This is a genomic window from Candidatus Nitrospira allomarina, assembly GCF_032050975.1.
Lineage (GTDB): Bacteria > Nitrospirota > Nitrospiria > Nitrospirales > UBA8639 > Nitrospira_E > Nitrospira_E allomarina.
This window is the reverse complement of sequence record NZ_CP116967.1, coordinates 114454-137589: the sequence shown is the minus strand read 5'-3', so window position 1 is coordinate 137589 and position 23136 is coordinate 114454. Positions and strand designations below refer to the sequence as shown.

General features: G+C 50.5%; 19 protein-coding genes. 9 read left to right on the top strand and 10 right to left on the bottom strand.

The features are described from left to right. Positions 1–3: 3 nt before the first annotated feature. Genes PP769_RS00560 through ccmC form a run of 6 tightly spaced genes read right to left on the bottom strand, consistent with a single transcriptional unit; the run spans position 4 to position 4663 of the window. A complete protein-coding gene (locus PP769_RS00560) occupies positions 4–468 on the bottom strand; it encodes a cytochrome c-type biogenesis protein (RefSeq protein ID WP_312643892.1) in 465 nt (154 codons plus the stop codon). Beyond that, positions 468–1025 carry a redoxin domain-containing protein gene (locus PP769_RS00555; protein ID WP_312643890.1) on the bottom strand — a complete coding sequence of 186 codons (558 nt, stop codon included), beginning with the start codon at positions 1023–1025 and terminating at the stop codon, positions 468–470. Before PP769_RS00555 ends, PP769_RS00560 begins: the two co-directional genes overlap by 1 nt. Next, entirely contained in the window at positions 1022–2971 is a 1950-nt protein-coding gene (locus tag PP769_RS00550) for a heme lyase CcmF/NrfE family subunit (RefSeq protein ID WP_312643888.1), read from the bottom strand. The genes PP769_RS00555 and PP769_RS00550 overlap by 4 nt, the downstream gene beginning before the upstream one ends. An 18-nt stretch (positions 2972–2989) precedes the next feature. Beyond that, the gene (gene ccmE / locus PP769_RS00545; RefSeq protein ID WP_312643886.1) at positions 2990–3445 is read right to left on the bottom strand and encodes a cytochrome c maturation protein CcmE; all 456 of its coding nucleotides are present in this window, start codon (positions 3443–3445) and stop codon (positions 2990–2992) included. Then, the gene (locus PP769_RS00540) at positions 3429–3941 is read right to left on the bottom strand and encodes a cytochrome c maturation protein CcmE domain-containing protein (RefSeq protein WP_312643884.1); all 513 of its coding nucleotides are present in this window, start codon (positions 3939–3941) and stop codon (positions 3429–3431) included. The genes ccmE and PP769_RS00540 overlap by 17 nt, the downstream gene beginning before the upstream one ends. After that, entirely contained in the window at positions 3938–4663 is a 726-nt protein-coding gene (gene ccmC, locus PP769_RS00535) for a heme ABC transporter permease CcmC (protein ID WP_312643881.1), read from the bottom strand. Before ccmC ends, PP769_RS00540 begins: the two co-directional genes overlap by 4 nt. Positions 4664–5157: 494 nt before the next feature. On the opposite strand from ccmC, the gene PP769_RS00530 reads away from it, so the two are divergent. The 3 genes from PP769_RS00530 (at position 5158) to PP769_RS00520 (ending at position 8116) form a co-directional block, all read left to right on the top strand. Further along, positions 5158–5793, top strand: a complete 636-nt coding sequence (locus PP769_RS00530) for a hypothetical protein (RefSeq protein WP_312643879.1) — start codon at positions 5158–5160, stop codon at positions 5791–5793. After that, complete coding sequence (locus PP769_RS00525; RefSeq protein WP_312643877.1) at positions 5753–6817, top strand: hypothetical protein; 1065 nt, start codon at positions 5753–5755, stop codon at positions 6815–6817. Before PP769_RS00530 ends, PP769_RS00525 begins: the two co-directional genes overlap by 41 nt. Positions 6818–7012: 195 nt before the next feature. Further along, on the top strand, positions 7013–8116 hold the full coding sequence (locus PP769_RS00520) for a hypothetical protein (RefSeq protein WP_312643875.1): 1104 nt from the start codon (positions 7013–7015) through the stop codon (positions 8114–8116). Between the two features lie 205 nt (positions 8117–8321). On the opposite strand, the gene PP769_RS00515 is transcribed toward PP769_RS00520, so the two are convergent. The 3 genes from PP769_RS00515 to ccmA form a co-directional block, all read right to left on the bottom strand. Then, positions 8322–10328, bottom strand: a complete 2007-nt coding sequence (locus tag PP769_RS00515; RefSeq protein WP_312643872.1) for a hypothetical protein — start codon at positions 10326–10328, stop codon at positions 8322–8324. A 347-nt stretch (positions 10329–10675) separates the two neighbouring features. After that, a complete protein-coding gene (locus tag PP769_RS00510; RefSeq protein WP_312643870.1) occupies positions 10676–11353 on the bottom strand; it encodes a heme exporter protein CcmB in 678 nt (225 codons plus the stop codon). Next, positions 11340–12014 carry a heme ABC exporter ATP-binding protein CcmA gene (gene ccmA / locus PP769_RS00505; RefSeq protein ID WP_312643868.1) on the bottom strand — a complete coding sequence of 225 codons (675 nt, stop codon included), beginning with the start codon at positions 12012–12014 and terminating at the stop codon, positions 11340–11342. The genes PP769_RS00510 and ccmA overlap by 14 nt, the downstream gene beginning before the upstream one ends. A gap of 482 nt (positions 12015–12496) precedes the next feature. On the opposite strand from ccmA, the gene PP769_RS00500 reads away from it, so the two are divergent. The 3 genes from PP769_RS00500 to galE all read left to right on the top strand — a co-directional run bounded on the left by PP769_RS00500 (position 12497) and on the right by galE (position 15296). Further along, positions 12497–13048 carry a peroxiredoxin family protein gene (locus tag PP769_RS00500; protein WP_312643865.1) on the top strand — a complete coding sequence of 184 codons (552 nt, stop codon included), beginning with the start codon at positions 12497–12499 and terminating at the stop codon, positions 13046–13048. A gap of 7 nt (positions 13049–13055) precedes the next feature. After that, complete coding sequence (locus tag PP769_RS00495) at positions 13056–13805, top strand: cytochrome c biogenesis CcdA family protein (protein ID WP_312643863.1); 750 nt, start codon at positions 13056–13058, stop codon at positions 13803–13805. Between the two features lie 471 nt (positions 13806–14276). Beyond that, a complete protein-coding gene (gene galE, locus PP769_RS00490; RefSeq protein ID WP_312643861.1) occupies positions 14277–15296 on the top strand; it encodes a UDP-glucose 4-epimerase GalE in 1020 nt (339 codons plus the stop codon). Between the two features lie 390 nt (positions 15297–15686). On the opposite strand, the gene PP769_RS00485 is transcribed toward galE, so the two are convergent. Then, positions 15687–16631: an outer membrane protein assembly factor BamD gene (locus PP769_RS00485; RefSeq protein ID WP_312643859.1), complete on the bottom strand. Its 945-nt coding sequence runs from the start codon at positions 16629–16631 to the stop codon at positions 15687–15689. Between the two features lie 360 nt (positions 16632–16991). On the opposite strand from PP769_RS00485, the gene PP769_RS00480 reads away from it, so the two are divergent. From PP769_RS00480 to smc, 3 genes are all read left to right on the top strand, one after another. After that, positions 16992–17984 carry a 3-oxoacyl-ACP synthase III family protein gene (locus tag PP769_RS00480; protein WP_312643857.1) on the top strand — a complete coding sequence of 331 codons (993 nt, stop codon included), beginning with the start codon at positions 16992–16994 and terminating at the stop codon, positions 17982–17984. A gap of 148 nt (positions 17985–18132) precedes the next feature. Then, on the top strand, positions 18133–19071 hold the full coding sequence (gene ispH, locus PP769_RS00475; RefSeq protein WP_312643855.1) for a 4-hydroxy-3-methylbut-2-enyl diphosphate reductase: 939 nt from the start codon (positions 18133–18135) through the stop codon (positions 19069–19071). Positions 19072–19392: 321 nt separating this feature from the next. After that, complete coding sequence (gene smc / locus PP769_RS00470; RefSeq protein WP_312643852.1) at positions 19393–23067, top strand: chromosome segregation protein SMC; 3675 nt, start codon at positions 19393–19395, stop codon at positions 23065–23067. Positions 23068–23136 lie beyond the last annotated feature (69 nt).

Here is a 23136-nt window from a genome sequence, read left to right as displayed (position 1 = left end):
TATTCAGGACTTGAGTTCACGCTCGATACGTTTTCGAGCCTGATCGTCCAATGGCGGTTCAGGTTGGCTGGGCGGAGTGGGTGTATCACGGACCCAGTGAGTCACTTCCTTGTAGAGAAAAAATCCCCCGATGACCAGCAGGAGAAACGGAGCCACCCAGATGAGCCAATTGACGCCATGCTTTGGGGGTTCCATGAGAATATAGTCCCCATAACGGCTGAGGAAATAGGCGCGGATCTCTTCTGTGCTGTGCCCCAGGGCGATCCGATCACGAATTACTCCCCGCATCTGTTGGGCCAATGGCGCGCCCGACTCCCAAATATTCTCAGTCTGGCAAACCGTGCAGCGGAGCGTTTTGGCAATTTCCCGGACCTGAATGTCGACGTCCGTCTCGTCCTGCACGGCAGCGAACAGCGGAAGAGGAATGGTTAAGAGAGCCGCAAGGCACCAGGTAAGTCGGATGGACATTAGGACGTCGTGGTCGGCTGAGCATTGAGCAACGGGGCAATGACCTTTTGTGTGATGTTGGTATACACCTCACCGGTTATCGGGCCGACCCATTTATGGCGGATTTTTCCCTGTTGATCAATCACAAAGGTTTCGGGTACCCCATAGACCCCGTAATCAATGGCCAATTGTCCTTTGAGGTCACGGACATGGGAGAACGTTGAGCCGTATTCCTGTAAATACTTTTGGGCATCAGGCAGTTCGTCCTGATAATTCACGCCCAGCATCACGAAGTCGGGATTATCTTTAAAGAGTTGATGAAGCTGTAAGATACTTTTGTGCTCCACCTTGCATTCATAGCACCATGAGGCCCAGAAATTGAGCAGGACTACTTTCCCCTTGAACTGGTCTAAAGAGATCGTCTGTCCCGTTTCAACATCCGGTCCTTCAAAGTTGGGTGCATCGGTCTCAATAAGGACAGTGGGAATGTGTCGTGGATCTCCCCAGAGACCCTGATAAAACAGTGCGAACAATCCTATAAGGCAGAGGATGAGGGTCAATTGCCAGCCTTTGCTCATTCTTCTTTCTTTCGGGGGCGGAGAATATTCAAAATCACGCCGAGGCCCATGATGACACCGCCTCCCCATACCCACAGAACCAGCGGATTGAGCACGCCACGTGCGACGGCCACACCGTCCTCTGACACCTCCGGCATGGTCAGAAAGACGTGCCCCATATTGGTGGCATAAATGGCCGATTCAGTGGTAGGCGTTTGGGTAGCCGAATAGATTCGCTTTTGGGGCCGGAGTTCCGTGATCAAATCCTCTCCCTTAAATACTTGAAAGACCCCTTCCTGGGCATTCCAATTTCCGCCGGCCACTTCATGAATTTTTGCCAGTTTCATGCGATAGTCCCCGATCGCGAATTCGTCTCCCACGCGCATCGAGACGACTTTTTCCGTTTGATACACGGTGGAGGCGATGATGCCGACGACTAGGACAAGGACCCCGATATGGGTAAGCATGCTGGCATAGCGTCGTTGGTTGGCGGTAAAGGCTGCCAGACTTCCCTGGAAGATATTACTCCCGTTCCGCTGCGCATACAGTTGCGAAATTTTCCCAAAGTCCAGAACGATCGCCATGCCGGCGAAGGTCACCACATACCCTCCTGCCAGGGCATAGAGGTTATGAATGCCGGTCACAAATAGCAGGACGACAATGACCGCTCCTGCGAGAAGTGGCGTGGAGAAACTTTTTTTCAGGCTCGCCACCGACGCTTTGCGCCAGGGGATATAGGGGCCGATTCCCATGAGAAATAACAATCCCAGGGCAATGGGCATAAATACCGCATTGTAATAGGGCGGACCCACGGTTACCTTGGCGTCTTGCAGTGTTTCGAGAATTAATGGATAGAGGGTGCCCAGAAAGACCGTGGCGGCAGCCACCAAAAAGAACAGATTATTGAAGAGGAAGATCGATTCACGGGAAACCAGCGAATCCATTTCGACCTGTGATTTCAATTTATTGGATCTCAGGATTAACGCGCCGAAGGCAATTCCGATGACCGTGCCGACGAATATCAAAATATACAGACCGCGCTCAGGATCCGTGGCAAAGGAATGGACGGACGTGAGCACGCCGCTCCTCACCAAAAAGGTCCCGATCAGAGACAAAGAAAAGGTGACGATGATGAGGAAGAGATTCCAGACTTTGAACATCTTCCGCTTTTCCTGCACCAGAACCGAATGCAGGTAGGCGGTGCCCACCAGCCAGGGCATGAACGAGGCGTTTTCGACGGGATCCCAGCCCCAATACCCACCCCAACCCAGTTCGTAGTAGGCCCAGTAGCCGCCGAGCAGAATGCCGGTCGTCAGGCACATCCAGGCAAACATGCTCCATCGCTGCGTGACCTTGATCCATTCTTCTCCCAATCGCCCGGAAAATAAGGCCGCCATGGCAAAGGAAAAGGGAATGGAAAAGCCCACATAACCCATATAGAGCATGGGGGGGTGCATGACCATTGCGGGGTCTTGCAGCAACGGATTCAGGTCTTTGCCATCGAGGGGGACGGGTAGGAGACGTTCAAACGGACTGGAGAGAAAGATAATTAAACATAAAAATCCGAAGATGATGGCCGATTCTACGCCAATCAAATACGGCATGATGGCGGGCTGGGTGCGCCAATGCAGCCAGACGGCCAGGGTGCTAAAGACGGAAAGAATGAAGACCCAAAGTAAAAGCGAGCCTTCGTGCCCGCCCCAGACCGCCGCGACAGTATAGAAAAACGGGAGTTTCGAATTGGAATTGTTGGCGACATAGAGAACGGAGAAGTCCCGTATGATAAAGGCATAGACCAAGGAGAGCATGCCCACGCCCAGCAGAACGAAGATAAGGGTAATGGCCATGCGGCCGGAGCGGGCCCAATCGGGGTTGCGGGTTTGGAGGGCCAATACGGCGCTGGCCATGCCAAAGACTGATAGCACCAGGGCAACAATGGTCGAAAAATGTCCAATTTCAATAATCATAGAGAATGGCGAACAGGGTTAGGGCGAGAGGGTTTTCATGAAATCTTTTTTGGGAAGTTCCACACCTGCTCGTTTGAGTTCCATGGGCATGTAGTCCTCGGAATGCTTGGCCATGATCATCGTGGAATGAAAAGTCTGGCCGTCCCGCCATTGGCCTTCCACCACCGCCCCTTGTCCCTCCTTAAACAGGTCCGGGGGAATACCCTGAAACGCGACAGGAATAGTGGCGGCACCGTCTGTGAGCTCAAAGGTTAGACCTACCGGCTCGGGTTGGGTTTTAAGGCTTCCCTTAACCACCATACCACCCACACGAACTTTTTTGCTGTAGGCTTCGGCGGTAAAGGCTTTTACCTCAGAGGGAGTCACGAAGTACACAATATTTTCCCCAAAATTCCCAAACGCGAGATAGCCGAGCGAACCGGCAACCAGGAGTATGCTGACAATAATGGCGATTTTTTTATTCTTTGTACCCAAGGGAGTCTGCCTCTGGTTCGTAAAGTTTGGATTCCTTGATCTCTTTAAATAAAACCATGACTCTTTGGCTCATGGCAAATACCATCCACCCCAAGGCCAGGACGGAAATCAGATAGGCGGCGGCCACAAATCCAAAATTATTAATCAACGCGGTGTCCTGCGCGCGAAAAATCTGTGCCTGGCTGTCCCAGCGCCCGATGAGAACCAGGGTTTTCAATTCGCGAATGTTTTCAAGGGGAGGACCTTGGTATTCCACTGCTAGACTGGTTTCCCCATCCACAAATTCAAATGTTGCCTGCCCATGTTCCACGTCACCCTGCAAGGTACCACTTTTGACCATCCCTTGTATCCTGACCGGTTGGGTAACCGGAAGACTGCTCAAGAGCGTTCCCATGGACAATGTGGATAAGTGTTGCTGGTAGTGCTGATAGGTCAGGATGGCGAGAAGGAGGGTTACCCCTAGAATCAACGCCCAGCGTGTATATAACCCGGTCATGGAGTCGTCTGAGAAAAATGGGTCTGACTGAGAAAGCGACCTTTTTTGGCATGCAATAAGTCAGTCAAGTACAAAATTTGAGTGCGGACCATTACCATATAGGCAAACAATAACCAACAGCCGATGCTCATTAACGTCAGGGGGACCAGAATGTCTTCTGAAATGCTGACTCCTCTGGTGGAGAACGACATGGGTTGGTGGAGTGTTCTCCACCATTCCACCGAAAATTTTATGATGGGCAGATCGATGCCTCCGACAATAGCCAGAATTGCCGCGTAGCGGCCGCCCTGCACCCGGTCATCCACGAGGCGCCGAAGCATGATGTACCCTCCCAAAATCAGCAGGAGCACCGTAAACGAGACGAGACGTGGATCCCAGGTCCACCAGGTGTTCCATGTGGGCTTGGCCCAGATCGAACCGGTGACGAGTGCAAGGGAGGTAAAGAGGGCACAAATGCTCGCCGAGGCCTGGCACATGTTATCCACAAGCGGATCCCGTTTCCACAAATACCAGATGCTCCCGAAAAATAACACGGAATAGGCCAGCGTGCTTGTGTGAGCCAGAGGCACATGCACATACATGATCCGGACCAGTTCACCTTGATAATAATCAGGCGGTGAGGCGAGCAAGCCGATATACAAGCCTAAAAAAATGCAGAGAGCGGCCCCTCCGCCAAACCATCCTTTATACCGTTGGATCTGTCGGATAATGCGATTAATCATGTTGGACATTGTAAAACGGATAACCCGACGGAGGGAAGGGCTAACTCCTTCAAATACTGTTGGTAAGAGTTTTGGGTCATTGAAACCCAAAATGAAGTTCCAGCATGTGCTCCATGACAATGAACCAGATGGCCTTTCTTCATCATTTCTGGATATTAGCTTCGCCCTATGGTAGGTAATGAACGCATTCTGCGGCCTGCGGGTAGCACGGGTCTAAGATTGGGCTGAATTACGCCATTGTGTCCACCAACTCAACGTTGATTATAGATGATAGATCCCAGAAGCCTAATTCTATATGACCATCCTAATCATCGGCATATCTCTTCAACCCGCCGGAGACAAAGGAGGAGATCCGAGCCGCCGTGCCATTGTGCGCATAAAACTTTCTATTTCCTTTTTTTAATTTTTGCTTTTTATTTTCACACTTCCAACTAATAACCAAACCCTGGGTAAAGCCAGGGCGAAGTGAGGCCCCAGCAAGAGAGAAGGACACTATGCGAGACCTTATGAAAATCTGGTTGATGGGATTTTGTGTTTTTCTCATCACGGGAGCCGTTGGGGCAGAGGGGGCTTCCCCCGCGAAGCGGTGCACAGGGTGGGAAGAAGGAAAGTGGCATTGTAAGAGTAAGGGCGCCTCCTGCGACAAACATGGGTCGGAAGCGCGCCCCTTGTGTGAGGCAGGGAATATCATCCAAGTCTCTGACATTGTTGAGAGCGCAGCGCTTGATCTGCTGCGCCGCGATTATCTGCTGCTTCCAATCGGGGAGAACCCTTTCGAGCATTTTCCGACACATGTAGTGATCGCACCACAAGACCTCGACGAGCCGGGGACTATCGCCTTGCTAAGAGAGGCTCACCAGGTCGGCAAAACCGTGGCCATCGTGGGTGCGAACCAAGTCGAAGCCCGAACATTCCACCGCCTGCTGCGCCCGGGGCAGGAGGTGAATTGCGCCCCCCAACCGGGGCAAACACAGATTCCGCTCTATGGATTACAACAGTCCGTCACCAGAGTCCCCGGACAAAACTCCACTTACTTGTTTGGGGAACTTAGACAGGCACCGCGGCAATCGCAAGGCGAACCGGCGCTGGTTGAAGGATCGGTTTGCGGCCACGCCACCGCAACCTCGTGAGGGCGATGTCAGCGAGACAAGCGACCCGACCACGTTCTTGACGGACCTTGCCACTGCGACGCACTGCAGCTTTAAATTCCCCGACAATGGTGCGGGGACCGCCGAGGTGGACTACTACGTCTATGGAATGCGCAATTTCTCCGATACCGGCTGTAGTTCCTGCAGTTCTGTCGGTGCAGACTACTACCTCGTTCAGGAAGATATAACATTTGAGCCCACTTTAGGGAACTGGTTCAGTACGGTCTCTGCTAATCTGTCCGACGCATCGGGTGAGTTGATCGATACGAACATTTCCGGTCTCTTATTCACAGACCCTCAAACGGTGACGACAGTCGAGACCTCCTACACCAACGATTCGAGCACCACGGTAAGCGGATCAGTGGGGGTGAATTCGGATGGCCCCAACGTTACAGCGGGTGGCTCCGTAACGTCTGGCCAATCAACGACCTACAGCATGCCCGCAACGACGATCAACAACGCCTCCGATCCGAAATCATTAAACGTTGACTGGAATTTTACTCCACAAACGCCAATTCCGAACACTGAATACGTGTACTCGCCGACTTGGACGTGGTATGTACCCCAAAATGCTTATCCCAACGGCGGGACGGGCAACGGACAAGTCACCTTCACATCATTCCCCAGTATCGTGCAGTCACTCTCGGCTGGGATTTTCATCGACCAGACGATTTGGGAGGGGCAGTGCAATATCCCCTATCCGTTCTCAGCATGGACGGTCTCGCCGCCGCAGCTGACGAACCTCAATCCGGCTACGACCCAGAAGGATGGAGGTCAGTTCACGATCACCGGGGAGTTTCTGTATCCCGGCAGCGTGACGGCTGTACTCATTGGCGGACAGACGATCAATCTCGGCACTAATGTCGACCTCATGGATGACACCACGATCAACGTCGTCGTAGGCAATTTGACATTGGCAGCAGGCACCTACCCCGTTCAAGTCAACACGCAGTTCAATGGCCAGAATCGTTTCTCCAACACACTGGAGCTGGAATTGACGAATTGACATCTTCTGTCCCTACGGTTGGTCGCCCCACATTGGCGGCCGTGAGTCAGGAGGATTGCATGATGCGGGAATGATTAGGAGGATCTCTTTTCTCTGGAAAATCATCCCTTCATTGAGAATCCGATTGATCGAAGCCTGGCCTGGTTCGTGTGATGAGTGTTTCTATAGTTTAGCCACAGTTTCGTTGGAGATGAGATGACTTTTAGTCTGGCGCACTGCATTCGTTTTTCGATCCGAGGAGCCTTGGTCCTTCTATGGGTATTGGCCTTTCATTCAACACTGAATGCGAAGGCGGAGGAACTTCCGGATGAGGAGCCAGAATTTTGTAAGCCTCGTTTGGGAATTTCACAACCGGAGGATTCGAGCTCGGATTCGGACGAAGCCGCACGACTGAGTGATTCGGACCTGGAAGCGATCAATGAGGGGGTCCAATGGCTGGTCGCTCAGCTCAAGGCCAGAAGTCCCGATCCGGTAGCTCTGGGTGAGCCTATTACGTTAGTCAACGGGGAGACCTATTTTTCTTTAGAGGGATCGCAATTGGATAAATGTTATGAATATTTGCGGGGTTATCCCGTTTCAGGATTAAGGGGATTTACAAGGCGAATGTCGGAAAACGGGTATTTCCACGCCATCTACGTCAATGCGGATTATATAGGCCATCCCGATGATGAGGGCTCTCTACACAAGCGCAATGAGGTCATCCATACGACCATTCATGAGGCCATCCATCTCAACTCTTTTAACCAGAAGGGCTTCTGGGGTGGTGAATCGGATACTGAATGGACATTTCCATCCAATGAGAATCCAGACCCAGACCGTTACTTTTTGCTGCTGGACGAGGGTACGACGGAGATGTTCGCGCGGATGGTTCTGTACCATGTGATGGAGAAGAACGGGATAGGGACGGTTATCGTGGATCGAGATCCCGATAATGATGACTGGCTGCCGATTCCGATTTACGAATATCCGAAAAATCTCGCATGTGCGTTGGTGTGGAATAAGGAAATCGGAATTCAGAAGTGGGCAAACGCATATTTCCTCGGAGAGTGGAAAGATGCAGCCTTCGGCCTAAGAATGGCGACGGAAGTAACGTGGGACCATGTCAGGAAATTAGGGGTAAATTCGAGTTCTTATCAAAAGAACGGAGACTCTTACCGGGAGGTGAATAGCCTTCGCGAGCAATATGGGAAGTTGAGCCCTGAATTCTTTGTGCCGGTCGAGGAGACTTCCGTGAGGTATACACCATTACCTTTAGCTCCCTTAGCCTTCGACTGTGCGAAAATAATCGAAAGGCGCTGACGAAAATCCACGCAGCAAGCTCACGCGATCCTCGGAGTGAACTAGATCTTCAAAACCCCTTAGCCTTACTTTTCCAAAGAAAGAATTTAATAAGGGTACCCCGAAACACGCTACGGGGGATAACAAGGCTGAAACATTAATTCAGAAAGTGGCCACCTATGATCCGCTACCTAAGGTTTGGCCTATTGCCTGGGCCTGTCTCATGCTACTTTGTGGGGACCGGGATCATGCGCCACCGTATCTGGTCTCGCTCCTCAATCCTCGGTTCGCATGACTTCGGTTCCATCTTCCAGAGGTCATCTTTATCTTGATTCATACCCAAACAAGCCAGTTTTTGGTCTCCTTCTTTGCTGTATTCTTTTCGAGCACTGTTGATACGACCATCTGAAAGTATATGCCAACCACAGTGCTCAGTATCCCAATAATTATCCTTTTGGACTTCATACTTTATCGTATTGGACGCTTTGCTTCGACTTAGGCAATGCAGATCTTTTCCGGTCGGCCTTTTTATCAGCGCGTATTCGCCTAGGGTACCAGGCGGAAGCTTGGTATGCCGCTCCCACTTTGGGTCCCAAAACAGGTCAAATTGCTGTGCCTTATTGGTATCGGTACATATGGGGCTGTCTTCCTTGTAGGAACCCCCTAGGCAGCGACCGGATGCCACGTTTTGAAGGAGGAAGGTACGAGCGGTAAATGTTTTCAACCCACGGTCCAGGGCGGATATCTGTGCATTGGTCAGGCATTCATTGTCGGATGGGTCAAGCGCACACATTCGCTGAGCAAGGGGTCGTATGTAGGTATCGACCGCCAACTGGCCTGTGGGTGGAGGAAGATAGAGGCGGAGCACATTGGGATTACAGTATGGAAGCACCGTTCGCAGGTTTTCTCGCAGATCCGTAGCTGTTAACGGGGAATCGTTGTTCTTTTTTTTATCTGCTATTTTTCGAAGCTCTTCGAGCGTTGGCAGGGTTTTCGGTTCTACCCAATCGATTGTGTGGTCATTGCATTCCAGGCCGACGGGGCTAGGGGTGTCGGGGCTGAGATCGACGGGGCTGGTGACGTATTCGAGCTTGCGGATGTTCTCGCGGATCTTGATCGAATTATCCTGCAGCTCGCGCAGGCTATGTGGCGTCAAGCCCACTGTGAAGTCGTAGGCTTGGGGAGTGGCAAGAATATCGGATATTTCTTGTTCAAGCGAAAGCAAAAACCAGTAGGTATCTGCTGAAATTTCGCGGTCGCGTAAATCGCGTAAACTGCGTTCTTTAGGACCGTTAGCCAGGGAACGGTAGGACGTCACTTCGATCCCGATGAAGGTCGGATCGCGGGCCGCTTCAATGGTGAGTGACTGAAGCTTTCCGCTGAGCCCTTCCCGGCTGATGGGCATGAGCCCGCCCCCGCCCCCCACCTGTGCAAAGTGGATGGACAGGTTGGCCGACTCTCGTTTGACCCCTTTATCTGTTTTGGTCTCGGCACCAACCTGCCCGCCGCCAAATCCCGCCTTAACCGATGCCACAGTCGATGTTTGGTCTTCGGTCCCCGTCGTGGAGATACCAATTGTCGCGAGAAGTTCCGCACCGCTGTAAATCCGCGAGACATAGGCGTCTCCGCACATTTTGTGGAATTCATCCAAGTTGGTATCCTTAAGTTTCTGAGCAAAGGGCGAAAATTTAATGTTATCTACCAGGTCCTCACCCTCACCCTCACTCTGACAGCCGGAGGAGTCGGACGTGGCATATTGGCTCTTTGGAGAGTTTTCGGGGATTTGAGGAAATGCCCGTCGCGCGGGACAACCAGGGTCTTCCGGACCGGCAAAAAGAACGCCGTTTTGAACGGTGGCTTTTAAGAGCAGCGTCGTCTCCGTTGCCGATGTCTTGGAGTTCTTGGCGAAGGAAGCTTGGGCGGAGGCCGATCCACCGATGCTTTTAATCGAGGCGGTGGCACTGACGTCGAGTTGGTCCATGATCTCAGACTGATCGGAGACCTCCGTCATGGTTACTGTGCTGGTCTGACCCGTCTCTCTCACGGGTGCGAATCGCACACACCTGTTTGGGATGGTCTGACCTTCAATGAGATCCCATCCAAACCCAAGCTCGACCCCGCCCTCAGGCGCGCCAAGGCGGTGTGACAGGGGACTTTCTGCGGATAGCGTATTTAGTGGGACGAGGAAGAGAAGAGCCGGGATTGCCACTAGGAATGTCTTGATAGAAATCATGTCTTTGCATCCTCTCAAAAGGTCATTCCAAGATGATTGCTGTAACGTGTGAAATCCCCGGTTCTCCATATCGGCCCGAGGGTAGGATGTTTGTCCGATGTAGGAAAGATGAGGAATATCAACGTTGTTTTTGATTGAAGCAGGAACGTACTCTCAATCCGGAATAGAGTCAATTTTGCCAATCATTTTTTCAAGACGTTGTTAATGATTGTGATGGCGTGGTCCTGGAGGGCCAGGATTGATTGGCGGTTCCGGTGAACTGCTGGGTGGGAATATCTCGGTCCAAGATTGTTCCAGACCGGCTGAAAGTGGAAGCTGAATGGTGCCGGCGAACGGAATGGGGATATTTACGAATCTAATATGAATTCAAACAGCCAGAATGAGAGGACGGTGAAAATAATGTCAAAAATGATTAAGAGTTGGAGCCATTGCGAGTAAAAAGAAAATGGATCGCCGCTTAAGGCTCCGCGTGTGGCTTCCACGGCGGCGATCATGACCGGAACGGCAAGGGGCAGAAGGAGGACGGGGAGCATGACTTCCCGGGCTCGAATCTGAACGGTTAAGGCTGAAAAGAGTGTTCCGACTGCGGATAACCCCAAGGTGGCCAAAAAAAATATGATCAACAGGGTTCCGATGGCTTCAATGACATCCAGATTAAAGAATAAGACGAACAAGGGGAATAAGAGGATTTCGACTGAGAGCATGAAGAGGAAATTGGCCGCGACTTTTCCGAGATAAATGGCGCCCTTGGGAGCGGGGCACATTTGCAGGGATTCCAGACAATCGTTTTGCAATTCCGAGGTGAAGGATTTTCCTAAACCGATTATGCCCGTAAAGGTAAAGGCAACCCAGATGATTCCCGCAATCAGTTGGCGTGCCGCATCCTGGTCCATGGAAAAGCTGAAGCTAAATACCAGAATGACAATGAGGGCAAAGAACAACATCGACGACATGGTTTCCCGTGTCCGCCATTCACTGATCAGATCCTTCCAGACGACCCAGCGAATTGTTTTAAAAAATGGCATCGGTGGTCAGTTGCTCAGAGGAGAGAAGTTGAAGGTGTCCGCCTTTGAGAATCCCGCCCCGTGTCGCGATTTGGGTAGCCTTGTCACGGTCATGCGTGGTCATGAACACGGTGCCGTCACGGTCCAGCGTTTCCTGAATGAGCTGGTTGGTGATACCCACCCCGTCATGATCCAAGGCGTTGTAGGGCTCGTCGAGTAGAAGGAGTTGTGGCTGAGCCAGAATGGTTTTGGCAAAATCCAGTCGCTTTTTCATCCCGGCCGAAAATTGACGTATTTTGAGGTCGGCAAAGGCCCCGATTCCTGTTCGATCCAGTGCCCGTTTGATGTGAGGTGGAGATGGGGTTTGCCCGCGCAGGCCAAGGGCAAACTGGAGATTTTCGGTGGCACTGAGTTCATCATATAAATGGGATCCGTGGGCGATCAGCATGATGATTTCTCGAACGGTATCCTTCTGTGCCACGCCATCCTGCCCAAAAATGGTAAACTGACCATGAGAAGGCGCTTGGAGGGTGGCTAAAATCCTGAGCAACGTCGTTTTTCCTGCCCCGTTGGGGCCAAATAAGGCAAAGCATTCTCCAGGATGAACGTCAAAAGACAGATCCTCAAAAATACGATAGAAACCGTAGGCTTTGGAAAGGTTGCTGACCTGGATGGCGATCATGTCATGGTAAAAAACTTGGAAAAGTTAGCCTTGCAGTCTACGAAATGTCTTAGAGGTTGTCTAGGAATGTAACAAGATGTTGGAAACAGTCGCTACCGATAGGTTTGTAGCGTTTAGAGTTCCCCGAGTCTCGCAGGCTAGGGAGTTTCGTTTTCAGCCTTGCCGGATAAAATGAACAACATTATTTGGCTTTCCCGTTTTCGTCGAGAGCTTGTAATAAGTATGGATCTCCTCAAAAATAGGGAATGGGCACGCACCTTATCCAATAGAATCCAAATGATCCTGGTGGGTCGACCCGAAGGAAATGAATTGCGTTGACGATGAAATTTAACGGGTCTTATGATGAAGGTTGAAGGAGTTTGCCGTTATAGTGCATGGAACGATACTTGAAAGGTTTGTGGGGAGGCAGTGAATTGAAAACCATACTTAGGTTGAAGGATGCATGCCATTATCTCTCGCAATCTGGACTCTTTTGGGGAGGGATGGGAATTTTTTGTTTTCTTCTAGGCTGCGATTCCGGCTATTCCGAAAGTTCTTTTACCGATGCGCCATCTTCTCATTTTGTAGCCTCCCGTCCTTCAAAGGGATCCCCCGCTCCGGATTTTCGCTTGATGGATATGAAAGGAAAGGCTGTTTCGCTTTCCGATTTTAAGGGGAAAGTGGTGTTGCTAAATTTTTGGGCGACCTGGTGTGGGCCGTGCCGGATTGAAATGCCCGCAATGGAAGCCTTGTATCGCAGTATGCGATCCAAAGGGTTGGAAATTGTGGCGGTCTCCGTTGACCAACAGGGCACAGCCGTGACAAGGCCTTTTCAGGAGGCGATGGGTTTGAGCTTTCCTATCTTGCATGATCAGGATTATGAGGTAGGGTTGACCTATGGCGCACGTACGCTCCCTATGACCTTTGCGATTGACCGTCAAGGCATCATCCGACAGGTGGTCTTCGGATCCCGTGATTGGAACAGCCCTGAAGCTCGCAGGGGAATTGCCGAAGTACTTCAAGAGCCGATTCTAGAGTCTTCCCAACGAATGTAAGAGCAATATGATCGATTCGATCAGCCAGGTGTCTTTGCTTGCGGCGTTTAGTGCCGGACTGCTGTCTTTTGTTTCTCCATGCGTCCTCCCCCTTGTCCCTTCCTATCTATCCTATATCACCGGACTCTCGGTGGAAAATCTCGCGAAAGTTGAAGAGCGAGAGCGATTTAAGTCCGCGATTATCCTCAATGCCCTATTGTTTATTGCCGGGTTTTCCACGGTCTTTATCGCGTTTGGGGCATCGGCCAGCCTGATGGGGCAATTGTTGTATGACTATCAAGACGTGATTCGGAAAGTCGGGGGTGTCCTGATTATTATATTCGGGCTATATTTGCTGGGGATTTTGAAATTAAGTTTTTTTATGACCGAACGCCGCTTGATGCATTTTGAGACGCGTCCTGTCGGCTACCTGGGTTCCTTTCTCATCGGGACCGCATTTGCCGCCGGCTGGACGCCTTGTGTAGGACCGGTGTTGGGGGCCATTCTGGCCTATGCCAGTACGACAGAATCGATGTCCAGCGGGGTGATGCTCCTATCGGCCTATTCGTTAGGGTTGGGTCTCCCGTTTTTTCTGACGGCATTTGGGATGGATACGTTTTTGAGCTACTTCAAAAACCTTCGGTCCTATTTAGGTGGGGTGTCGTTTATTAGCGGCGGGCTGTTAGTGGCGGTCGGCGTCATGATTTATGCGGATTCTCTGACACTCATCACCAGTTTTCTTGAACGTAACGGGATTGGTTGGTACATCGGCCAATAAAAAGGCCTGCCCGACCTGGCCTATTTTCCTCTTTCTTCTTTCCTCGTCTACCCACCCGCTTCTATAGTGTTTCCAGAATAATGGTGGGCTTAAGCGGATGTAGGGGTATATTGGAGCATCCAATATTTACGGAGTAGCGACGGTCTTCCCTTGGTAGGGAGTGGCCGGGGCCGTGGGAAAGAATTGGTCAGAGGATTGATGAACGGTTATTGTTTTTCTTTGAGCCGCCGGCTCTCAGTCCCATGTATTGATGTTCCTCAATTCACCTCTATTCCTTACCGATCTATTTCTTGACGCACATTTCTTCTCAGTGTAGGGTCCCAGCACCTTTTTTGAGACTCTATAATACATAATACGGAATCGGGGGTTTGTCATCATTGATGTGTCTCAGCCTCCTTCACGTGATGTGCGAAGGAAAAACATGAAAAGAAAAAGCAGCGGGTTATCTCAATTTCAACGGGAGCGTTCTCAATGATTTTGGTAACCGGCGGTGCCGGCTATATAGGGTCACATACTTGCGTTGAGCTCCTCCAGGCGGGCTGTGATGTGACGGTCTTTGACAACTTCTCTAATAGCCATCCTGAGTCGTTGGCGCGGGTGCAGCATATCACAGGGAAATCTCTTCGTCTGATACGCGGGGACTGCCGTGATCGCGCCGCAATAGTGGCGGCTCTGCGCGAGAGCGGGGCAACCGCAGTCATCCACTTTGCCGGTCTCAAAGCGGTGGGAGAATCGGTTCAGCAACCATTGGCCTATTATGACAACAATGTGGTTGGGTCTCTGCGCCTGTTGGAGGCTATGGGGGAGTGCGGCGTGAGACAGATTGTATTCAGCTCTTCTGCCACGGTCTATGGCGATCCGCAACGCCTTCCGCTTACCGAGGACCACCCCCTATCTGCGACCAATCCCTATGGTCGAACGAAACTGATGGTGGAGGAGGTCTTGCGCGACGCCCACCGCAGCGATCCCTCCTGGCGGATCGGCATCTTGCGGTACTTTAATCCTGTTGGGGCGCATGATAGTGGTCTGATTGGTGAAGATCCTCAGGGGATACCGAACAATTTGTTACCCTTCGTGGCGCAGGTTGCAGTGGGACGGCGGAAATATTTGAACGTATGGGGTGCCGATTATCCTACTCCCGATGGGACCGGAGTGCGGGATTATATTCATGTAGTTGATTTGGCACTGGGGCATCTCAAAGCACTAGAGGCATTGGCTCGACTGGATGTTCAGAAAGAATGCTTAACGGTCAACCTTGGTACGGGCAACGGGTACAGTGTCTTGGAAATCGTGCGGGAATTTGAAACCGCGAGCGGCAAGCCGATTCCCTACAAAATCGCTCCACGCCGACCAGGTGACATTGCCTCTTGCTATGCTGATCCGAATCAAGCTTTCACACTGTTGGGTTGGCAAGCTGAACGCGCGCTCAGTGAGATGTGCGCGGATGCCTGGAGATGGCAACGTGAAAACCCTCAGGGCTATGCTGTCTGATTCATCCCCATAGCGATCTGCAGGTCTTTGTCGGACGGGCCCCCGAGAGCCTAGTGCCCGAGATTTCTGGTAAATGGCGCATGGCCGGGCGTACCACACTGCCTTCCCCAACCCAATCGCATTGCATGATCAAGCCCGAGAAGATTCGGTTCCGTGCAGCCCCGGGAAGTTCGCGTGGGAGCCGCTATTGGGGAATTCATTCCGAAAGCGGTCAGGAACTGCTCGATGATTATTTTTGGAACGTGACGTCCTTCCTTTCCACCCAGGGGGGAATTAGGCCTTATGGGACAGGTACTTGGGGTGGAAAACGGAAAGTTTGGGCTATGAGGGAATTTGGCCTTTATACGACTACTCGAGAACAGGGTTCAACTAAGTAAGGAAATAGGGGGATTAACACCATTCGCCGGTTTTACATGATTTCTCGCTACTCGATACCTGCATGGGTGGTGTTGGTGTTGTGGCCGAGGAGGATGGTGAGTCACACCACGTGCCAATTGTACAAGCTGTCTTAGAGAGAGGCGGGTGCGAATCTGTGGGGGCGCTCAGCATGGCCGGCTTCACTGTCGGGGAGGTAGCTGCTGCTGAGGATAACAATGGGGATTCCGGGGTATGGGATATTGTTCTTGCAAGGAGTTGATTGTCAGGACGCTGGCCTATTACCCCAGGATTGAGGGTGTTGTGCTCATCCGGCGAGGGATCGGGAGGAAGGGAAGCTAGAAGAGTAGGATTCTTTTTTTCCAGCTTTGCCAAGAGTTTTTTGCCGTCTGAGTGATAGGGGTTGTTGGGGTGTTCGTTGACCAGGGCAAGTAACCATTCCTGGGACCATTCTTCGATACCAAGGTTTTGGTAGGTTTTTGCCAGATGGAACATGGCATCCCCAGCAGTTTCTAATTCAGGATATTCCTTGATGATCTTTTCGAATCGATGGGCAGCAGCGAGATAAGAACCACGTTTGAGGTAGAAATGCCCGACCATCAAGTGCCGTTGTGCTAATTGTTCCTTACAAATCAGAATGGTTTGCTTCGCTTCCGCTTCATAACGGCTTGCCGGAAATTCTTGAAGAAGTTTCTCGAAGCTTTGAATCGATTCCTCCAGGGGCTCTGGGTCACGATCGACTGTCCGGTATTGTTTGAAATGGCTGACGCCAATTTTGTATTGGGCATAAGGGGCTAATATGTGATTTCGGTGAAGGTCAAGAAAATGTTTGTATTCCACGATGGATTCCGCATAGGATTCCTTGTCAAAAAAAGATTCGGCACGTTTCATGATTACGTTCGGATCGTAACTCATTTCTACCGAATCGCCGACGAAGATTTGTTCGTCCGTTGAAGACATTTCTTTTTTCGATGTGGTGTCGGTGTGCTCCGTAGGTTTGGGAGTTGAGGAGCATCCGGTGATTATGATCAGAGAAGTGAGGAAGGTAAGAAAAAGAGATCGAAAATTGACCGGAAATTTCACAGGTAAGTCACTCCAGGCAGTCTTGTGATCATATAAGTTCGGTGAAAGTCGGTATAGAGGTGTGAAACAGTCCATATCTATACAAGATTCGGACCAATGAAAGAAAGTCTTTAATGTTGCGACTGTGTTAATTTTTTTATTACAAATTGTCTCTCTTTTACCACAATATTTGGTAGATATGAAAAATTTGCCACAGTCAATGTGCTGCTAATTCAAGGGATAGGCTATGAGAATTATATGAATGCCAACCTTTCTCGAATCGTCGGAACCGGCTCTTTTCTTCCTGGTCGTCAGGTGGATAATCAGGAGGTGGCCGATCTTTTGGGAATTGAGCCGTCGTATATTTTTCGAGTTTCCGGTATCCGGACCAGGTTCTGGGCGGATTCGCAGGAGGAATGCTCATTTTTGGCGGAACAGGCGACGCGAAGGGCATTGGATCAGGCTGGTTTGGTCCCGGAAGATCTTGACGCTATTCTGGTTTCTTCCACCTCTCCGGAGATGATCTTTCCCTCCACGGCCTGTTTGCTTCAAGCTCGGCTGGGCATCAGGGGCATCCCGGCATTTGATCTTTCAGCCTCTTGCTCAGGGTTTCTTTATGGCCTTTCCATGGCGGATTGTTTCATTCGGGCCGGGCAGTTTCGAAGATGTCTCGTTGTGGCTTCGGAAATCAAATCTCGGTCCTTGGATGTCAAAGATCTGAGTACAACTATTTTATTTGGTGATGGGGCCGGTGCGGCTATTGTCGAGAGATCGTCAAATTCCGACATGGGCGTTGTCAGCATTCGACTTCATGCCGACGGGGCGTATCATGATCTGGTCAAAATTGCCGGAGGTGGTTCCCGTCAGCCTTTGTCTCAAGATGTCCTTGATGCCAGTGCGCATACCTTGCGAATACGGGGTTCTCGGGTGTTTCGCATCGCAATCAGGCGCTTAGGCCAGGCGGTCAGCGACCATTTGGCACAGGAGAAATGGGATGTGTCGCAGCTCGACCAGGTCATTTTCCATCAAGCGAATGGGCGCATGCTGACCCAGTTTTGTGAAAATATCGGAGTCCCTCCTGACAGATGCCTCTCGATGATCGAGCAAGTCGGAAATACCTCTTCGGCTTCATTGCCGATGGCGTTAGATCATGCGAACCGAAATCAGAGACTGAAAAGGGGCGATCGGGTCATGTTGGGAGCCTTTGGGGGCGGGCTTACCTGGGGCACGGCTTTGGTTCGGTGGGGGTAACATCGCCCTCTTCGCGTTGTCGCCGTGTTATCGGAGAAATCGGGTTGGGCATTGTGTTGACGATCTCTGGCAATTTAGCCTATCGTGCGCAAAAGACATGCGTGGAATAGATAATTTAGCGAAATAAATATTTTGTAAGGAGGGTGCGTTGAAAATCTTCCTGGCCAATCCAAGAGGGTTCTGTGCGGGAGTGGATCGAGCGATTGAAATCGTCGATTTGTCCTTAAAGACTTACGGGGCACCAATTTATGTTCGGCATGAAATTGTCCATAGTCGTCATGTGGTCGAGTCCCTTCGTGGAAAGGGCGCTATTTTTGTGGAAGAACTGAATGAGGTTCCTGATGGCGCCATTGTCATTTTCAGTGCACATGGTGTGGCAAAAGAGGTGTGGGAAGAATCCAGACGACGAAATTTGAAAGTGATTGATGCCACATGTCCCCTGGTCATCAAGGTTCATAACGAAGTGAACAGGGATTATTCCAACGAATATGAGCTGATTCTGATTGGTCACGCGGGGCACCCTGAGGTTGTCGGAACTCTTGGACAGGTGCCTGATAAATTCCATTTAGTTTCCTCTGTAGAGGACGTGGACTCGTTAGAAGTTGAGAATCCTCTTCACCTGTCGTATGTCACACAAACCACGTTGAGCGTGGATGAATGTCGGGATATTGTTGCTGCCTTGCATCGTCGGTTCCCGGGTATTAAAGGGCCACATCAGGAAGATATTTGTTATGCCACACAAAATCGGCAAAATGCTGTCAAAGAGCTGTCCCGTTTTGTTGATGTCATTCTGGTCATCGGGTCTCCCAACAGCTCCAATTCCAACCGCTTGAGAGAATTGGGCGAGCGTTGTGGAATCCCGTCATATCTCATTGATTCTTATCAGGATATTCAGACTCAATGGCTGGAAGGTGTGAACGCGATCGGCATTGCGGCAGGGGCCTCGGCTCCGGAAGTATTGGTGGCTCAGGTCATTAAGTTTTTGAAAGAACATGGAGCAACATCGGTAGAGGAGTTGACCGTGGTGGAAGAGAATGTTGAATTTCTTCTTCCAAAAGAATTACTGATGGCCAAAGTTCCGCGATAAATTCCCATGGATTTCCGCTTTCCTGGAGGAGCGCAAGCGTATCTTTTCCGAATATATCCTTCCTCATTATCTTTCCCAGTATTTTGAAGCCGTCAGACCTGTTTGTTCGGGAATCCTTCTTTATGGAGGATGTCCCGTAAAAGGGCTCCTGGATTTTGTCCTGTTGACAGGAGCCGTGGTTTTGGCAATATGTCAAGATATTGAATAGGCCGGTAGTCAGACCCACAGCATTTTGTGGAAAACTTTGATTTTTTTTTCTTCTTATGGTACTGATTTGAGCCAAATTACTGCTCTGTCATCCACTCCATTCTGAGAGGGAATATGTTTCTTCGTACTCTGGTCGTCAGTGGGTTTAAATCTTTTGCTGAGGCAAAAATAGATTTCCCGAACGGGATAACTGCTGTCGTCGGTCCCAACGGGACAGGGAAAAGTAATATCGTGGATGCCATTTTGTGGGCAATGGGTGAGCAAAGCGTGAAGAGTTTGCGAAGCGAGCGCATGGAAGACGTTATTTTTAATGGGACTGAGCAACGCAAACCCATGGGAATGGTCGAGGCTTCGCTCATTTTTTCCGAGGTGACGCCCCGTGAGTTGGAGCCTGTCTCTGCCATTCTGGAAGGGCTTGATCAGCCAACGGATGTGATGATCACCCGTCGGCTCTACCGCGAGGGAGACAGTGAATATTATTTTAATAAGATTCCTTGCCGGCTCAAGGATATTCGAGGATTTCTCTGGAATGCCCGAGCGGGAGCCAGAGGACAGTCTGTTATTGAACAGGGCAATATTGAACAGTTACTTAATGCCTCCCCACAGGAACGGCGTGAATTTATCGAAGGCACGGCAGGTATTATTCGATATAAAAAACAAAAGGCGGAGGCGTTACGAAAATTACAAAGTACGGAAAATAATCTTTTGCGGGTTCGGGATATTCTTGGAGAAGTCCGGGGTCAGCTTCGGACGCTCAATCGTCAGGCGAAACAAGCAGAGGAGTATCAGGCCTTTCTCCGTGAGGCTCGCGAGCTTGAGGTGCAGTTATTGACTCATGACTTTCGCCGGTTTTTTCAAGACCAGTGTCAGTTTGAACATGAGTTACAAGAATCTGAAAGCCAAGAACTATCCTGCTTGGCTGAAGAGGCTCGACTTGTGGCCGAACACCAAACCGTGCAGTTAGAGCTGACGTCCGCTAGCGAAACTCTCAAGGATGCGCAGGACCGGTTTCGAGAGATTGAGCAGCAACTGTCCCATGCGTTTACGGCAATTCAGATTGAACGCAACCGGCTTGAGCAATATGAACAGCAACATGCACAGGTCATGGAGGAGCGAGCACGGTTGAATGGGGAGGGCCAGGAGGCCACGGGTTCGTTGGAAGCCTTGAGAGAGCGGCTGGCCCAAATTCGCTGCGAGATGGAGATTCTTTCTGTCACTTTGGAAGAAGGAGAGGGAGGCATAGCCGATCTGGCCCTCCGCCGTCGAGAAACTGCGGAGAAGGTCGACAAGGGCCATGAAACCATTCTGGCCTTAGCTGTTGAAAAAACGAATCAGGAAAACCGCTTGCGAAGTATTGCTGAAGGACAGAGTTCGATGGCCAGACGGATCGAACGTCTGACCGTAGAATATTCTCAATCACAGAACGATCAAACCACCCTTCAAGCTGAAAGCGAAGCCCTTCGCCAGGAATGCTCATCGCTCGAAAGTCAGCTTGACGCGCTCCGGAACAATCAGGACCGCTTAGAGGTTAACCTGCAAAGTCAGCGAGAAACCAGGGAAGAGCTTGATGAAAAAATTCTCGACCTCCAAACCCAAGTCGCTGGCACTGAATCTGAATTACGTGCGATTCAAAGTGTTTTTCGTGAAGAAATAGGGTATGGCCACCATGGTGAGGGTGATGAAGCCTCCATTCGCGTTGCGTGTTCGTCCATTCAAGAGGCGTTGGCCGAACGGATGGAAGTGCCTGAGGAGGTTGAAAAAGCCATAGAAGCCGTTTTAGGAGAGCGGTTGCAGGCGTGGATTGTCCAATCGTCCCAAGAGGCAGAAAAGTTCATTGCCCAATTCAAACAACATGAATGGGGAAAAGGCAGCTTTATTCCCTTGAATATTCCGCGACAGGGTCCAAAAGGTCCAGCCGATTGGTGGAATGTCATTCAGCACGACCCGGAAGTACGGGGCTTGGCTGTGGATTTTGTTCAGGTTCCAGACAAGTTGAAACCTGTGATCGAGGCTTTGCTGGGGAATACGGTCATTGTGAAGTCATTATCTGGAGCGTTAAATCTCATGACCGAACATTCCTGGTTCCAGGGGAACGGTCCGCTTTTAGTGGCCTTGGGCGGAGAACTTGTGTCTCCCGCTGGGATCATCAGTGGCGGGTCTGGTGGAGAAGCTGGTGGATTATTACGTCGCCGGCGAGAAATTCTCACATTGGAAGAAAAGTTGAACACTCTTACCGTGGGGTTGGAGGAAGCCAAAGCGAACCGGAAGTCGCTTCTACAGGAAATTGAGGACGTGTCGCGACAACTTGAAGAAGCCACGTTGTCCATTCGTGAGATGGAATTTCACATGTTGACCATTCAAAAAGAGGCTTCTTCCAAAGAGAAGGCTCTTCCCGATCTCCTACGTCGGTTAGATGCCCTTCAGCAGGATCGATTAGCGGAAGAGGAGGAATGGGGACAGTTGCAAGTTGAAGAAGTAGAGGTTCAGACCCGGCTTGAGCATCTCAATCAGACACGAGCCTATGAGGATGAGGCGCTTCGTCAATTGTTGGATGCTCTGAATACATTAGACCAAGAGCGACAGGACATGTTGCAAAGCCTCAATGATACACGAATGAATTTTCAGGCTTTGAAGTCCCAATGGGATTATGAGCAGGCTAATGTTGAACGAATTGAACGGGAAGAAGAGCATCGGAAAACCCGAATTCGACAAATTGATGGACAATTGGAGCACCTCTTTCTGCAAAGTCGAAAGAGTCAGGAAGAACGCCTTACGAATGAGAGTTTGGTTGAAGAATTAGACATCCAGAAAGAGGCCATTGCCGGAACATTATTGGAGCTTCAGAACCGTCATGCAGGATGTATGGAGGAAGTTAAACGGTTGGATGGTCTGATTGGGAAGGCTCGTGAAACATTGAGCCACATCTTTAAGTCCCGTGTGCCGATCGAGGGGCGTTTAGCGGAAGTTCGGGCGAAGTTTCGTGCTGTGGAAGAAACGCTAACCATGACATACGAAATATCGACGGATGACCTCAAAAATCCTCCTGATGCCGGACGGATCGCGGAAGGTCTGGAAGGGAGTGAACAGGCTTCTGAGGAACAAACCGGCCAGTGGAGAGAGCAATTACAGGGTATCAGGAAAAAATTAGAGCGTATCGGTCCAATTAATTTGGCTGCTATTGAGGAGCATGCTCAATTAGAAGAACGCTATCAATTTTTATTGGCGCAAGAGGAAGATTTAGCCGGTTCAATTCAATCCCTTCAGGAAATTATTCAGCGGTTGAATCAAACGACCAATAAGCTGTTTGCGGAGACCTTTAAAGAACTTCAAGTGAAATTTAGCGAAGTCTTTTCAGCCTTGTTTGCTGGAGGACGTGCTGAATTGATTTTAGTCGAAGATACTCAGGAAGGACAGGAATCAGAAGGGCCCAATCTTGAGCCAGGCGTGGAAATTGTCGCTCAACCACCAGGGAAGCGCTTAAAAAATCTCAACATGCTTTCCGGAGGGGAAAAGACCATGACGGTCATGGCTCTTCTCTTTGCGAGCTTTCTCATTCGACCTTCCCCATTTTGTGTGTTGGATGAGGTGGATGCGCCATTAGATGAGACGAACGTGGTCAGGTTTGGTCAGTTTTTACGCCAAATGGCGGACCGATCTCAATTTATTGTGATCACACACAATAAACGAACCATGGAGACGGCCAACTCCCTTTTTGGTGTGACAATGGAGGATCCTGGCGTATCGAAATTGATTGCTGTCCGGCTCCATGAATTAGAAGAGGTAAGCTGAGGTTACACAGTGGGTCTCCATCAATAGTTGGAGTCCCAAAAAAAAGCCCCTTCCTTGGAAAAATCGGAA